Here is a 14,789-nt window from a genome sequence, read left to right on the forward strand (position 1 = left end):
GAATTGCCCAAGGGGGGTATGCGCTCGACCTTGAGCGCGCTCGATTTGAGGTTGGGTGCAGGCTGGCTCGCCTCCGCGCCTGCTGCGGTTCGGGATAGATTTCTGAGTGAGATCGGGGAGGGGGGGCTGTGTGCCCTCCCTTTCCTGTTCGAGTTCTGGGCGCTGCCGCATCAGTTGCCGCCCGAGGGCGACTGGCGGTCCTGGGTGATCATGGGAGGGCGCGGTGCGGGGAAAACGCGGGCTGGGGCCGAATGGGTGCGCTCTGTGGTCGAAGGGGCGAAGCCATTGGATAAAGGTTCGGCTAGCCGAGTGGCATTGATCGGTGAGACGTTCGATCAGGTGCGCGATGTTATGATTTTTGGCGACAGCGGGATACTGCAGTGTTCGCCGCCGGACCGACGGCCACAGTGGAAGGCATCGGAACGCAAGCTGATCTGGCCCAACGGTGCCGAGGCGCAGGCATTTTCGGCGCATGATCCAGAGGGGCTGCGCGGCCCGCAGTTTGATGCGGCCTGGGTGGATGAACTGGCCAAGTGGAAAAAGGCCGGTGAGACTTGGGACATGCTGCAATTTGCGTTGCGGTTGGGGGATCAGCCGCGCGTGTGTGTGACCACCACGCCGCGCAATGTGAAAGTATTGAAGGAATTACTAGCGTCGCCCTCGACCGTGCAGACACATGCGCCGACCGAGGCGAACCGGGCCAATCTGGCGGACTCGTTTCTGGAGGAGGTGCGCGCGCGGTACGCCGGCACGCGGCTGGGGCGGCAGGAGTTGGACGGGGTGCTGCTGTCGGATGCCGAAGGGGCTCTGTGGACGGGATCGATGCTAGAGGCGGCGCGCTGTGCACAGGTGCCCGAGTTGGATCGGATCGTCGTTGCGCTGGACCCGGCGGTAACAGCTGGGTCGGATGCGGATGCCTGCGGGATCGTGGTCGTGGGCGCTCAGGTGCAGGGGCCACCTGAGCAATGGCGGGCCTATGTGCTGGCCGACCGGACGGTGCAAGGCGTTGGCCCGGCGGGCTGGGCGCAGGCGGCGATTGACGCGATGGACGAGTTCGGGGCCGAACGGCTGGTGGCCGAGGTCAATCAGGGCGGGCAACTAGTGGAAGAGGTCGTGCGGCAGGTGGATCCTCTGGTGCCTTATCGCGCGGTGCGGGCATCCCGCGGCAAGGTCGCACGGGCCGAGCCTGTGGCGGCCTTGTACGAGCAGGGGCGGGTGCGCCATGCGACCGGGCTTGACGCGCTGGAGGAACAGATGTGCCAGATGACCGCGCGGGGGTTCGAAGGGCAGGGATCGCCCGACCGGGTCGACGCGCTGGTCTGGGCGCTGCATGAGTTGATTGTGGGGCCTGCTGGGGCGTATCGGCGGCCTCGGGTGCGGAGTTTGTAGAAGGTACAATCGACTGAGCTAGTCAAATTAAGTCATGTGTTTCACATCTAAAGTAAACGCCGCTGCATCATGGTAGAATGTAGTTTCAGTCCGCATTGAGAATTTAGAATCCGTGTTCCGACTTTAGCCTATTGACCAATCGTCCCATCACAACAAGTCCAAGCTGCCCAAATTTACCGGCTTCATATTTTGACATTGGCTCAGCAAGCCACTTGCCGTTCCAATAATATCGAGGGAGAAGTTCAATAACCTTCCAATTCCCATGAGTTTGTGCTGCTTCGGCGAGAATTTTTATCAAGCTCTCAGGCATTTCAGAGTAGATCTTGCTAAAGCGTAGGTTATCAGCGGTCGTACGCTCGTCGTAGTGCGAAACGCCCCCTTCCCAATGACCGTTGGCTTCCATTTGTTTAGAAGCGTAATCCGTCCATTGGACCTGCTGTCCGTGACGACTGAGATACCCATTCTCTATCAAGCTTTGTGCCAAAGTTTCTTGTTTTGCGCCTGGTGAAAACAACTCTCTCGTACTGCTGAGACAGCCTATTCGGCCATGCGCTATAAAGAACTGGAAGAAGAAATTCAGAAGAGTATTGAGGTCTTTCGATGTCAGGCCCTTCCGCGTTTCAACCATCTTGATCACGGCGGATTCATCGACCACCAGAACGTACTCATATGGTTGTTCACCTCTTTCGCAAAGCCCGATTTTGACAAGTAAGTCACCGCCTTCAGGTCCTGCGTAACGAAACTCAGGGTCGGGTCCGGATATCGATGAAAGCTGACTTGCGACACGTCTGTAAAGCAGTAGGGTGATCTGCGCAGCCAACTTGCGCTCTGCTCGGCTTAGTTGATCTCGGGTCATACTTGGCTGCTCCTAACGCTCTGGAGAATACTAGTAAGACTCGGTTTTAATCTACAAGTTTGTCCAATGAATGCAGCGCAGAAAACCTCTAATCGTTGCCTGAAGTGATGATAGGCTTGAAGAAGGCAAAGGGCTGATTTGGGACTCTGCGAAGGAAGGGTCCCCCGTTGCCCATCATCCGTACGCCCCATTCCTAAGCCTTAAACTTCTTTCCGTCATAACTCCTTTGAACAAGCCGGGCAGAGCGGCGGCAGAAAGGAGCACAGATGGTATTCGATTTCTTGCGTCGTGGATCGGCTGGCGAGGCACCAGAGGCGAAGGCGAGCGCGGCGGGTCCTGTGGTGGCGTGGCAGACGGGCGGGCGCGTGGCGTGGAGCCCTCGGGATGCGGTGTCGCTGACGCGGACGGGGTTTTCGGGGAACCCGGTGGGGTTTCGCTCGGTCAAACTGATTGCCGAGGCGGCGGCGGCTCTGCCTTTGGTGTTGCAGGATCAGGCACAGCGCTATGAGACGCATCCGATCCTGTCGCTGATGCGCCGTCCGAATGCGGCGCAGGGGCGGGCGGAGTTGATGGAAGCTCTGTTCGGGCAGCTGCTGCTGTCGGGCAATGCCTACGTTGAGGCGGTTCAGGCTGAAGAAGGACTGCCAGTTGAGCTGCACGTTTTGCGCTCGGACCGGATGAGCGTCGTGCCAGGCGCGGATGGGTGGCCCAAGGCGTATGACTACGCGGTTGGTGGCAAGAAGCATCGGTTTGCGACAGACGCGATTTGCCACATCAAATCGTTCCACCCTCAGGATGACCACTATGGGTTCTCGCCGATGCAGGCGGCGGCGATGGCAATTGATGTGCATAACAGCGCGTCTCGGTGGTCGAAATCGCTGTTGGATAACGCGGCGCGGCCGTCGGGGGCGCTGGTGTGGAAGGGAGATGGCCATGGGGTGATGGCCGAAGATCAGTTCCGCCGTCTATCGGACGAGATCGAGCAGAACTATCGCGGGGCGCGCAATGCTGGCCGACCGATGGTTCTGGAAGGCGGGCTGGATTGGAAGCCGATGGGTTTCTCGCCCTCGGACATGGAATTTCAAAAGACCAAGGAAGCCGCCGCCCGTGAGATCGCGCTGGCCTTTGGGGTCCCGCCGATGCTGCTGGGGATCCAAGGCGACGCGACCTATTCGAACTATCAGGAGGCCAACCGGGCGTTCTATCGCCTGACCGTGCTGCCTCTGGTGACGCGGGTGGCGGCGGCGGTGTCCGAGTGGCTTTCGGGGTTCACGGGCGAACAGATGATGCTGAAGCCTGATCTGGATCAGGTGCCTGCATTGTCGGCGGAACGCGACGCGCAATGGGCGCGGGTCAGCCGGGCCGAGTTCCTGACCGAGGCTGAAAAACGCGCACTGCTGGGGCTGCCAGCGCTGTCGGATAGCGCGGATGGCTGATGGGTATCCCCCGTTTGATTGCGCGCCGGGCCTGCGCCTGGCCGCGCATGAGAGAGTGGCCGAGATTCAGCATGCACATCTTTGCAGGCGCTTGGATCAGATCGAAGAGATGATGGAGCGGTTGGAGCGACGGTTATGGCTGACGGTTTATGGCGTAGCGGCCGTGATCCTGGCGCAGGCGTTCCAGTCCTTTCTGACGGTAACGCCATGAGTTCAGCGGGTTACATGGAGAAGTTTATGGATTTGGAACATAAATTCGCACGGTTTGGCGACAGTCTGTCGGTCACCGATGACGCGGTGATTGAGGGTTATGCCAGCCTGTTCGGACAGGTCGATCAGGGCCGCGATGTGGTCCAGAAAGGGGCTTATGACGCCTCATTGGCCGAGCTAAAAAAGGCGGGTCAGCGGGTTAAAATGCTGTGGCAGCATGACCCGGCGCAGCCCATCGGCGTCTGGGATGAGGTGCGTGAGGATGACCGCGGCCTTTGGGTCAAAGGTCGCCTTTTGGAAAGCACCCAAAAAGGTCGCGAGGCGGCCGAGCTGATCCGCGCGGGCGCAATGGACGGGCTGTCCATTGGGTACCGCACGAGGCGGGCCGTGAAGAATGAAAAGGGCCAGAGGGTCCTGACCGAACTGGAGCTGTGGGAAGTGTCTTTGGTGACTTTCCCGATGCTGCCCAGTGCGCGGGTGGCGGCCAAGGGCGTGGACCCTGAGGCCGAGAACACCTGGCGTAGTATTGCCGAGGTGTTCAACAACGCCCGGCTGGAGCTGGCGCGACCCTAGCGCCTCAAACCCACCCAGAAAAGGAAGTGCTGATGAGCAAGACCGAGATCCCGGCCTTGACCGGAGAGGGTGCGCCCCTGGTTCAGGAGGTGAAGCAGGCGATGGCTGGCTTCGTGAATGAATTCAAGGGCCTGAAGGCCGAAGTTAAAACCCAACTGCAACAGACAGAAGAGCGACTGACCATGCTGGATCGTAAATCAACCATTGCGGCGCGTCCGCACCTTGCGGCCTCGATCGAAGACGGTGCCCCGCACCAAAAGGCCTTTGATGCCTATGTGCGTTCGGGCGAGGATGACGGGCTGCGCGGGCTTGAGATGGAGTCGAAATCTTTGTCCAGTGCGGTCAACAGCGATGGTGGCTACCTGGTTGATCCGCAGACGGCCGAGATTATCAAGTCGGTGCTAAAGTCCACTGCTTCGATCCGTTCGATTGCGTCGGTGGTGAATGTCGAGGCCAACTCGTTTGATGTGCTGATCGATCACACCGACGTTGGTGCGGGTTGGGCGGATGAGAATACCGCAGCAACGGAAACCGCGACGCCGTCGATTGACCGTATCTCGATTGCGCTTCACGAGTTGAGCGCGCTGCCCAAGGCGTCACAACGTTTGCTGGATGACAGCGCGTTTGATGTCGAAGGCTGGCTGGCCGGTCGTATCGCCGACAAGTTCGCCCGCGCCGAGGCGGCGGCCTTCATCTCGGGCGATGGGGCGGACAAGCCGAAGGGCATTCTGGATCACGCCAAGGTCGACAATGATGTCTGGACCTGGGGCAATATTGGCTATGTGCCCACGGGTATTGCGGGCGGCGTTGAGGCGGATGCGATTGTCGATGTGGTCTATGCGCTGGGTGCCCAGTACCGCGTTAACGGCACGTTCGTGATGAACTCGAAAACCGCTGGTCTGATCCGCAAGCTGAAGGACAGCGATGGCCGGTTCCTGTGGTCCGATGGTCTGGCCGCCGGTGAGCCTGCGCGCTTGATGGGCTATCCGGTTCTGATCGCCGAGGACATGCCGGATGCGGGCACCGACAGCTTCTCGATCGCGTTTGGTGACTTCCAGGCCGGTTACACCATTGCCGAGCGTCCTGACCTGCGCGTGCTGCGCGACCCGTTCAGCGCCAAGCCGCATGTTCTGTTCTACGCGACCAAGCGCGTGGGCGGCGACGTGAGCGACTTTGCTGCAATCAAGCTGGTGAAATTCGGCGCCGCCTAAGTGGTGATGGATCCGAGGGGCCGCTGGCCCCTCGGGCGGCGGGCGCGGGCCGGGGTGAGATCCCTTGCGTTGTCTAGCTGCTCCCCTCCGTCCGAGCAACGTGGGGCGGCGCGTGCCCGTCATTTTCCAAGGATGAGGCCCCGGAGGGGTCCGAGATTGCGGAGTGAATGGATGATGTTGATCGAAGAGACCGCCATCGCGGATGCGGCGTTGCCGGTGGATCAGTTCAAGGCGCATCTGCGGCTGGGCACGGGATTTGCCGAAGACAGCGTGCAGGACGAAGTACTGAAGGGTTTCCTGCGTGCGGCGATTGCAGCGATTGAAGCACGCACTGGTAAAGTCCTGATCGAGCGGGAGTTTTCCTGGAGCTTGAACGTTTGGCGGGACCAGTCAGGTGAAGTGTTGCCGGTGGCTCCGGTCACCCAGATCAGTAGCGTGACCTTGGTTGCTGCAGACGGCGCTCAGACCGCTCTGGCTACAGATGTGTACCGTGCCGAGAAAGACAGTCAGCGCCCAAAGCTGCGTCCCAAGGGGACATTTCTGCCGAAGATCGCCAAGGGCGGTTCGGTTAGGATCGTGTTTTCTGCTGGCATGGCCGCAGATTGGGGCGGTTTGCCCGCCGATCTGGGGCAGGCGGTATTGCTGTTGGCTGCGCACTACTACGAATACCGGGACGAGACTGCGCTGGGCGCGGGGTGCATGCCTTTTGGGGTCACAAGCCTGATCCAGCGGTACCGCACTGTGCGGTTTGGTGCTGGGGTGACGCAATGAAGGCGCCGCGGCTAAACCGAAAGCTCGTTTTAGAAGCGCCGGTCCGTGTGGCTGATGGGTCAGGTGGGTTCACCGAGACATGGACGGCGCTTGGCACCCTCTGGGCCGAGGTCACGGCGCGCAGCGGGGCCGAGCGCAAGGTGGCTGGTATTCCCGTTTCACGGGTAGGCTACCGCATTGTGGTCCGGGGCGCTCCGCAGGGGTCCGGCTTGCGGCCATCCCCGGATCAGCGGTTCACCGAAGGCGCACGCCGCTTTGTGATCCGCGCGGTCGCCGAACGTGACCCTCGTGGTCAGTACCTGACCTGTTTCGCAGATGAAGAGGTGGCGGCATGAGCTATGGCGTTTCAGCAGCCTTACAGGCGGCGGTGTTTCAGCTGTTGTCTGACAACGCGCAGGTCAGCGCCCTTGCGAGTGGCGCGATCTATGACGCGGTTCCAGCGGGTGCAGTTCCACAGACCTATGTGACGTTGGGACCGGAAGAGGTGCGCGATGCGTCGGATCGGTCAGGCAATGGTGCAGTGCACCGTTTTACAGTGTCAGTCGTGTCCGAGGCCGCCGGGTTTGGGGCTGCCAAGACCCTGGCCGGTGCAGTTTGTGATGCGCTGGAAGAGGGCACGCCCAGCCTGGATCGAGGGCGCCTTGTGGGCCTGTGGTTCGAACGTGCCTCGGCCCGGCGGACCGGAACCGGCGGCGCAATCCGCCAGATCGACCTGAGATTCCGCGCGCGCGTGGAAGACGACTAAACTATCAACGGAGTGAGCATATGGGTGCCCAGAACGGCAAGGACCTTTTGGTCAAAGTGGATATGAACGGCAGCGGCCTGTTTGAAACCATCGCGGGACTGCGCGCCACGCGGGTCAGTTTCAACGCAGAAAGCGTGGATGTCACCAGTCTGGAAAGCCAGGGCGGCTGGCGTGAACTGCTGTCAGGTGCCGGAGTCAAATCTGCGTCGATTTCCGGCTCGGGCGTGTTCAAGGACGCCGGAACGGATGAGCGCACGCGGCAATTGTTTTTTGATGGAGAAACGCCCGAGTTTCAGGTCATCATTCCGGATTTCGGGATCGTCGAAGGTCCATTTCAGGTCACGGGCATCGAATATGCGGGCTCGCATAACGGTGAGGCGACCTATGAGATGAGCCTGGCCAGCGCTGGCGCGCTGAGCTTTGCGGCGCTGTAAATCCGATGGCCAATCCGTGGACGGGCGAAGTGGCATTGACCATCGATGGAGAGCGGCGGGTGCTCAAGCTGACGCTGGGCGCTTTGGCGGAATTGGAAACGGAACTGGGCACTGGCTCGCTGGTGGATCTGGTTCAGCGGTTCGAGGGTGGGGCTTACTCCAGCCGCGACGTGCTGGCGCTGATCGTGGCCGGGTTGCGGGGCGGTGGCGCCGATGTGGCCCGCGCCGACCTGCTGCGGGCCGAGATCGAGGGCGGGCCGATGGCGGGCGCACGGGCGGCGGCCGAGCTGCTGGCCCGGGCCTTTATGGTCCCCGAGCAGGCATGAGCGGGTTCAATTGGCCTGTCCTTATGCGGGCCGGGATGACCGGCCTGCGTCTGACGCCGGATCAGTTCTGGCGGCTGACGCCAGCCGAGCTGCAGCTGATGCTGGGACAGGGCGCAGGCCTGCCCGCAATGAACCGGGCGGGCCTGGATGCCTTGTTGGCGGCCTACCCGGACACAACACAAGGAGAGCGTGATGACGGATCGTGACGGGTTCGATGACCTGCAGGAGCGCGGTGAGGCGCTGGGCGACTCGCTTGGCGATGCGGCCTCGATGGCGGCGGCTTTCGACAGCCAGATGAAACGGATCAGCGCCGCGTTTGAAGAAACGGGCAAGGATGTCGCCACGCTGGAACGCGGTATGTCCAGCGGATTGCGCAAAGCCTTCGATGGCGTGGTGCTGGACGGGATGAACCTGTCGGATGCGCTGGACGTTCTGAAAAACTCGATGATCCGCACGGCCTATTCGGCGGCGATCAAACCGGTGACGGATCATTTCGGCGGTATGTTGGCTGGAACAGTTGGCGGGTTGGTGCAGGGTCTGTTGCCCTTTGCCAATGGCGGCAGCTTTTCACAGGGACGTGTCATGCCTTTTGCCAATGGCGGCGTCGTCAGCAGCCCGACCATGTTTCCCATGCGCGGCGCAACGGGACTGATGGGCGAAGCTGGGCCCGAGGCGATCATGCCTCTTGCGCGCGGGCCAGATGGAAAGCTGGGTGTGCGCAACTCGGGCGGCGGGCGCGCCGTTAACGTGGTGATGAACATCACCACACCGGATGTACAGGGGTTCCGCCGCAGTCAAAACCAGATCGCCGCACAGATGAGCCGCGCGTTGGGGCGCGGCAGTCGCAACAGGTAAATCAGGGAGCAGGCCATGAATTTCCACGAGGTTAGATTTCCAGCCAGCCTGAGCTTTGGCTCGGTTGGTGGTCCCGAACGGCGCACGGATATTGTGACGCTGGCCAACGGGTTTGAAGAACGCAACACGCCTTGGGCCCATTCCCGCCGTCGCTATGACGCAGGGCTTGGGATGCGATCGCTGGATGACATTGAGACGTTGATCTCGTTCTTCGAGGCGCGGCAGGGGCAGATGTTCGGGTTCCGGTGGAAGGATTGGTCTGATTTCAAATCCGGTGCAGCGACGGCCGAGGTCGGCAACGCCGACCAAACGATCGCGCGTGGTGACGGCAAGACGACCGAGTTCCAGCTGATAAAAACCTACAGCTCGGGTGGGTTCAAATACGTCCGGCCGATCATCAAGCCGGTTCTGGGCACTGTGAAACTGGGCCTTGAGCAGGACGAAATGCGCGAGGGCGTGGATTTCGAGGTGGATTTGGCCCGCGGTCGTGTCTCATTCAAAAATGCGCCGCCGCGGGATGTCGAGATCACCGCGGGGTTCGAGTTCGATGTGCCGGTGCGTTTTGATACCGACAAGATTCAGACCAGCGTAGCCAGCTTCCAGGCAGGCGACGTGCCGAATGTCCCCGTGGTCGAGGTGCGCGTCTGATGAGCGGTGACAAAAACGGATTGCAGGCGCATCTGCAGAGCGGAGTTACAACCACGTGTCGGTGCTGGGCCATTCAGCGTTCGGACGGGCAGGTCTACGGGTTCACCGATCACGATATGGAACTGCGCTTTGACGGGCTGACCTTCAAGGCCAGCACGGGCCTGACCGCTGCAGCAATCGAGCAGGCGACCGGGCTTTCGATTGACAACTCCGAGGCGATGGGAGCGCTGTCGGATGCGGCGATCACAGAAGATGACATCGAGGCCGGTCGGTTCGACGGTGCGCAGGTCCGCGCATGGTTGGTCAATTGGGCTGACACAGATCAGAGGGTACTGCAGTTTCGCGGCTCGATCGGTGAAATGCGGCGCGGCGGCGGTGCGTTCCATGCCGAGTTGCGCGGGCTGACGGATCTGTTGAACCGCCCCTTGGGTCGCATCTATCAGAAACCATGCACAGCAGTTCTGGGCGACGCGTCCTGCCGGTTCAAGGTGACCTCTTCGGGCTTTCAGGCTGAAGCCGAGGTGGTCAGCCTGTCAGCGGGCAGCGTGCTGCAACTACGTGGGGCCGAGGCGCCTGATACAGCTTGGTTCGAACGTGGTCGTCTGGACGTCATTACCGGCAAGGCCGTGGGGCTTTGGGCGTCGGTCAAACAGGACGAGCGCATCGCGGGCGGGCGCAACCTAACCTTGTGGACAGGCATCAGCGGCGGTTTGGCCAAAGGCGACCGCGTTCGGTTAACGGCGGGTTGCGACAAACGCATGGAGACCTGCCGAAAGAAGTTCAACAACCTCATCAATTTCCAGGGGTTTCCTGACCTGCCGGGCGAAGACTGGGTGATGGCTGTTCCCAAGAAAGACAACCCGAACAAGGGGGGCAGCAGACGATGAGCGTCGCAAGACAAGACATAGTGAGCGAAGCCCGTACTTGGCTGGGTACACCTTATGTGCATCAGGCATCCGTCAGGGGTGCAGGCACCGATTGCCTGGGGTTGTTGCGCGGCATCTGGCGCACGCTTTATGGGGCAGAGCCCGAGGCGGTGCCGAGCTATAGCATGGACTGGTCCGAACCACAGGGCGAAGAACGCATGTGGGCGGCTGCGCGCCGCCACCTGACGGCCAAATCGCCCGACGATCTAGAGCCCGGGGACGTCTTGCTGTTTCGAATGCGCGACGGTGGCGTGGCCAAGCATGTGGGCGTTGTCAGCGAAACCGGGGCCGTTCCCCGGTTCATTCACGCCTATTCCGGGCACGGCGTTGTCGAAAACGCCCTAAGCGGCCCCTGGCAGCGCCGGGTTGTCGCCTGTTTCGCATTTCCGCTGGAGGTCAGGTAAATGGCTACGATTGTTCTTTCTGCAGCCGGAGCCGCAATTGGCGGTTCAATCGGTGGCACTGTCGCGGGTCTGTCCACGGCAATCATCGGCCGGGCCGTCGGCGCGACCTTGGGCAGGGTCATCGACCAACGATTGATGAGCCAGTCCGTGATGGGCGGCGGCAGCGAGGTCGTGGAAACCGGACGCCTGGACCGTTTCCGACTGACCGAAACCGGAGAGGGATCTCCGGTCACGACTGTTTTCGGCCGGATGAGGGTTGGAGGCCAGGTGATCTGGGCCTCGGATTTCCTGGAAACCCGCAGCACCAGCACCACGACGCAATCCACGCGCGGCGGAAAGGGCTCGCGTCGGCCAAGCTCGGCCACAACCACCACGACGACACATACCTATAGCTATTCGATCTCTTTGGCCATCGCGGTCGGCGCTGGGCAGATTTCCGATGTCGCACGTATCTGGGCCGATGGTGAAGAGCTGGAACGCGCCAGTCTGAACATGCGCATCTACAAGGGCACAGATGACCAGCTGCCCGACCCGCTGATCGAGACTGTCGAGGGCACAGGACAGGTTCCGGCCTATCGGGGCACGGCCTATGTGGTGATCGAAGATTTTCAGTTGGCCGCGTTCGGGAACCGGGTACCGCAGTTTTCCTTTGAAGTCGTTCGACAAGAACAGCCAGGTTTGCCGGATACGCCGGGTGCTGTGTCCAATATTGTGCGCGGTGTGGCGATGATACCCGGAACCGGAGAATACTCGCTGGCCAGTACTCAGGTGAACTATTCCAAAGGTCAGGGGCAAAACTGGGCTGCGAATGTCCATTCGGCTTCGGGTGTTGCGGATCTGGTGACCTCGACACGCGCGCTAAGTGCCGAGCTGCCATCCTGTGACGCGGTTTCGCTGGTTGTTTCGTGGTTTGGTGACGATCTGCGCTGTGGCCAGTGCAAGGTACAGCCGAAGGTTCTGCATAAAGAGTTCGACGGTGAGAATATGCCTTGGAGCGTATCCGGGGTTTCGCGCGCCGCAGCGCCAGTTGTGCAATTCGAAAATGATCGACCAATCTATGGGGCCACGCCTGCCGACGCGTCGGTCGTCGAGGCAATCCGGCACCTGAAAGCCTCGGGCAAGCGGGTGATGTTCTACCCGTTCATCCTGATGGACCAGCTAAAGGGCAATAGCCTGCCGGACCCGTGGTCGGATGCTGCCGATCAACCGCACCTGCCATGGCGGGGAAGGATCACACTTAGCGCGGCACCGGGTCGCGCCGGCTCGCCTGACAAAACCGCCGAGGCCGATGCACAGGTTGCGCAGTTCTTTGGACAGGCGCGCGCAAGTGATTTCTCTGTTGGCGATGGTACCGTTACCTATAACGGCCCGCAGGAATGGGGGCTGTTCCGGTTCATCTTGCATTATGCCGCGCTGTGCAAGGCAGCGGGTGGCGTGACCTCGTTTTGTATTGCGTCCGAGATGCGGGCCCTGACCCAGATCCGGGGTGCGACCGGGTTTCCGGCTGTCGCACAGATGCGCACGCTTGCTGCCGAAGTGCGCGAAATTCTAGGACCGGACACCAAAATCGGTTATGCCGCTGACTGGAGCGAATATTTCGGCTATCAACCCGCCGACGCCCGCGGTGACCGGTATTTTCACCTGGACCCGCTTTGGGCCGATGACAACATCGATTTTGTCGGCATCGACAACTACATGCCTCTGTCAGATTGGCGCGACGGAGAGGATCACGCTGACGCCAATGCCGGCGCGCCTGCGATCTACGATCTGGACTACCTGCGCGGCAATGTCGAAGGCGGCGAAGGATATGACTGGTTCTATGCCTCGCCCGAGGAGTCCAAAGCCCAGATACGGACCCCCATCAAAGATGAAGATCACAATGAGCCGTGGATCTGGCGGTACAAGGATCTGCGCAACTGGTGGTCGCAACCCCACCACGAACGGATCGGTGGTGTGCGGCAAGCCAACCGGACGGCCTGGGTGCCCAAGTCCAAGCCAATCTGGTTCACTGAACTGGGCTGTGCCGCCATCGATAAAGGGACCAATCAGCCGAACAAGTTCCTGGACCCGAAATCCTCGGAATCCAAACTGCCGCGGTACTCGAACGGGCTGCGCGATGATTTCATGCAGGTACAGTATCTGAGGGCCATTTTGGGCTATTGGTCCGAAGGGAACAACAATCCGATCTCAGAGACCTATGGCGGTAGGATGATTGACCTGTCCAACGCCTATGTCTGGGCCTGGGATGCGCGGCCTTATCCGATTTTTCCCAACCTGCAACAGCAGTGGAGCGACGGCGAAAACTATCCGCGCGGCCATTGGCTGAACGGCCGGTCCGGAGCGCGAACGCTGGCCTCGGTGGTGACCGAGATTTGCCATGGGGCAGGTGTCACCGACATCGACACTTCGCGCCTTTATGGCGTTGTACGCGGCTACGCGATCGAGCAGGTCTCGGACGCGCGATCCGCGTTGCAGCCGCTGATGCTGCGCTATGGGTTCGATGCGATCGAACGGGACGGGGAATTGCGATTCCAGATGCGTCAGGGGCAGCGCGCGACTACTCTGGATCCGGATAGGCTGGCGCTGAGTTCGGATATCGAAACGGGGATTGAGCACCGCCGCGAGGCCGAGGCCGAAATGACCGGCCGCGTGCGCCTGCGCTTTGTACAGTCGGATTCGGACCACGATATTGTAGCTGAAGAGGCCGTCTTGCCTGACGCGCGCACGCATTCGGTGTCTGTCAACGAAATGCCGCTCTCAATGACGCGCGCGGAGGGTCGCCAGACGGCTGAACGTTGGCTGAGCGAGGCGCGCGTGTCGCGCGAGACCGTGCGCTTTGCGTTGCCGCCATCACTGGCCCATATCGGCGCGGGGGATGTCGTTACTCTGGACGGCGACGAGCAGGGCGTTCGGTTCCGCATCGACCGGCTGGAACAAGCCGAGATGCAGTTGGCCGACGCTGTTCGGATAGAGCCGGGCGTCTACGCGCCTTCGGACTTGCCCGACGACAAGGGTTCGACCAAGCCCTTCGTCGCCCCGGTTCCGGTGTTCCCCATTTTTCTGGATTTGCCGCTGCTGACTGGATCGGAAGTTCCACATGCGCCTTATATCGCCGTCACCGCGGACCCATGGCCGGGCAGTGCGGCGGTCTATTCGGCCGCCAATGACGAGGACTACGCGCTGCAAGAGGTAATCTCTGCGCAAGCTGTCATCGGAACCACCCAAACACCCTTGCGGCGGGCCAGCGTTGGTCTTTGGGACGATGGCGCACCGTTGCGCGTACGTCTGGTTGATGGCCTGTTGGAGTCGCGCCCACGCGAGGCTTTGTTGAACGGCGCAAACCTGGCCGCAATCGGCGACGGAACCCCAGGCAACTGGGAGCTCTTCCAGTTCGCTACGGCTTCGTTGGAGGATCAGGGAGTCTATGCGCTGACCGGTCGATTGCGTGGGCAACTGGGAACAGATGCCGCCATGCCGGATGTCTGGCCCGACGGGTCGAGCTTTGTTCTGCTGGATGAACGGGTTTTTCAGACCGGGCTGTTGCGGTCGGAACGGCGCGTGGCCAAAAACTACCGCATCGGGCCGGGTACCCGAGCATATGATGATCCGTCCTTTGTCCATCAGGTGCATGCCTTCGACGGGAATGGTCTTCGGCCGTATGCTCCGGTGCACCTTAAGGCCACGGCGACAGCGCAAGGGGACCAGATTTCGTGGGTTCGCCGCACCCGTCTGGACGGCGACAGCTGGGAGGGATTGGATGTCCCGCTGGGCGAAGAAACCGAATCCTATTTGCTGAGAATCAGGGTTAACGGCGGGGTCGTGCGCGAACAGATCCTGTCAGAATCGCGCTGGACTTACTTGTCTGAGATGAAGGTCGCAGATGGCGCAACAGGCAGTTTCACAGTCGAAGTGGCCCAAGTCTCGGCCAGTTTCGGGCCCGGTCCTGCGGCACGCCTTGTGATCGGGTGAACCCCTATGCGGCCTGTCTTGCATGGTGATGTCAGT

General features: G+C 61.1%; 17 protein-coding genes. 16 read left to right on the forward strand and 1 reads right to left on the reverse strand.

Going from position 1 to position 14,789, the window contains the following annotated elements; genetic code table 11:
* Window positions 1-18: 18 nt before the first annotated feature.
* Window positions 19-1,389, forward strand: coding sequence for a terminase family protein (locus J7416_RS02570; RefSeq protein WP_247744126.1), 1,371 nt, complete (start codon window positions 19-21; stop codon window positions 1,387-1,389).
* A gap of 103 nt (window positions 1,390-1,492) precedes the next feature.
* Here the strand turns inward: J7416_RS02570 and J7416_RS02575 are convergent, their stop codons facing one another.
* Window positions 1,493-2,245, reverse strand: a complete 753-nt coding sequence (locus tag J7416_RS02575) for a hypothetical protein (protein ID WP_209222762.1) — start codon at window positions 2,243-2,245, stop codon at window positions 1,493-1,495.
* 266 nt (window positions 2,246-2,511) lie between these two features.
* Here J7416_RS02575 and J7416_RS02580 point away from each other — a divergent pair, with 266 nt between their 5' ends.
* The 15 genes from J7416_RS02580 to J7416_RS02650 all read left to right on the forward strand — a co-directional run bounded on the left by J7416_RS02580 (window position 2,512) and on the right by J7416_RS02650 (window position 14,753).
* A complete protein-coding gene (locus tag J7416_RS02580; protein WP_209222763.1) occupies window positions 2,512-3,681 on the forward strand; it encodes a phage portal protein in 1,170 nt (389 codons plus the stop codon).
* Window positions 3,674-3,892 (forward strand): hypothetical protein, encoded by a 219-nt coding sequence (locus tag J7416_RS02585; protein ID WP_209222765.1) that lies wholly within the window; start codon window positions 3,674-3,676, stop codon window positions 3,890-3,892. The genes J7416_RS02580 and J7416_RS02585 overlap by 8 nt, the downstream gene beginning before the upstream one ends.
* Before the next feature lie 26 nt (window positions 3,893-3,918).
* On the forward strand, window positions 3,919-4,464 hold the full coding sequence (locus tag J7416_RS02590) for an HK97 family phage prohead protease (RefSeq protein ID WP_247744086.1): 546 nt from the start codon (window positions 3,919-3,921) through the stop codon (window positions 4,462-4,464).
* A gap of 32 nt (window positions 4,465-4,496) precedes the next feature.
* Window positions 4,497-5,675, forward strand: coding sequence for a phage major capsid protein (locus tag J7416_RS02595; protein ID WP_209222769.1), 1,179 nt, complete (start codon window positions 4,497-4,499; stop codon window positions 5,673-5,675).
* Window positions 5,676-5,846: 171 nt separating this feature from the next.
* Window positions 5,847-6,446: a head-tail connector protein gene (locus tag J7416_RS02600; RefSeq protein ID WP_209222771.1), complete on the forward strand. Its 600-nt coding sequence runs from the start codon at window positions 5,847-5,849 to the stop codon at window positions 6,444-6,446.
* Window positions 6,443-6,781: a phage head closure protein gene (locus J7416_RS02605; protein WP_209222773.1), complete on the forward strand. Its 339-nt coding sequence runs from the start codon at window positions 6,443-6,445 to the stop codon at window positions 6,779-6,781. The genes J7416_RS02600 and J7416_RS02605 overlap by 4 nt, the downstream gene beginning before the upstream one ends.
* A complete protein-coding gene (locus tag J7416_RS02610; RefSeq protein ID WP_209222775.1) occupies window positions 6,778-7,191 on the forward strand; it encodes a DUF3168 domain-containing protein in 414 nt (137 codons plus the stop codon). The genes J7416_RS02605 and J7416_RS02610 overlap by 4 nt, the downstream gene beginning before the upstream one ends.
* Window positions 7,192-7,211: 20 nt before the next feature.
* A complete protein-coding gene (locus tag J7416_RS02615; RefSeq protein ID WP_209222777.1) occupies window positions 7,212-7,625 on the forward strand; it encodes a phage major tail protein, TP901-1 family in 414 nt (137 codons plus the stop codon).
* A gap of 5 nt (window positions 7,626-7,630) precedes the next feature.
* Window positions 7,631-7,951 (forward strand): gene transfer agent family protein, encoded by a 321-nt coding sequence (locus J7416_RS02620; RefSeq protein ID WP_209222779.1) that lies wholly within the window; start codon window positions 7,631-7,633, stop codon window positions 7,949-7,951.
* The gene (locus J7416_RS02625; RefSeq protein WP_209222781.1) at window positions 7,948-8,157 is read left to right on the forward strand and encodes a rcc01693 family protein; all 210 of its coding nucleotides are present in this window, start codon (window positions 7,948-7,950) and stop codon (window positions 8,155-8,157) included. The genes J7416_RS02620 and J7416_RS02625 overlap by 4 nt, the downstream gene beginning before the upstream one ends.
* On the forward strand, window positions 8,144-8,806 hold the full coding sequence (locus J7416_RS02630) for a phage tail tape measure protein (RefSeq protein ID WP_209222783.1): 663 nt from the start codon (window positions 8,144-8,146) through the stop codon (window positions 8,804-8,806). The genes J7416_RS02625 and J7416_RS02630 overlap by 14 nt, the downstream gene beginning before the upstream one ends.
* Window positions 8,807-8,821: 15 nt before the next feature.
* Window positions 8,822-9,454 carry a DUF2460 domain-containing protein gene (locus J7416_RS02635; protein WP_209222785.1) on the forward strand — a complete coding sequence of 211 codons (633 nt, stop codon included), beginning with the start codon at window positions 8,822-8,824 and terminating at the stop codon, window positions 9,452-9,454.
* Window positions 9,454-10,341 carry a DUF2163 domain-containing protein gene (locus J7416_RS02640; protein ID WP_209222787.1) on the forward strand — a complete coding sequence of 296 codons (888 nt, stop codon included), beginning with the start codon at window positions 9,454-9,456 and terminating at the stop codon, window positions 10,339-10,341. Before J7416_RS02635 ends, J7416_RS02640 begins: the two co-directional genes overlap by 1 nt.
* Window positions 10,338-10,784: an NlpC/P60 family protein gene (locus J7416_RS02645; protein ID WP_209222789.1), complete on the forward strand. Its 447-nt coding sequence runs from the start codon at window positions 10,338-10,340 to the stop codon at window positions 10,782-10,784. The genes J7416_RS02640 and J7416_RS02645 overlap by 4 nt, the downstream gene beginning before the upstream one ends.
* Entirely contained in the window at window positions 10,785-14,753 is a 3,969-nt protein-coding gene (locus J7416_RS02650) for a glycoside hydrolase/phage tail family protein (RefSeq protein WP_209222791.1), read from the forward strand.
* Window positions 14,754-14,789 lie beyond the last annotated feature (36 nt).

Origin of the sequence: Ruegeria sp. R14_0 (assembly GCF_017743975.1) — a bacterium.
In the GTDB taxonomy this organism is placed as follows: Bacteria; Pseudomonadota; Alphaproteobacteria; order Rhodobacterales; family Rhodobacteraceae; genus Ruegeria.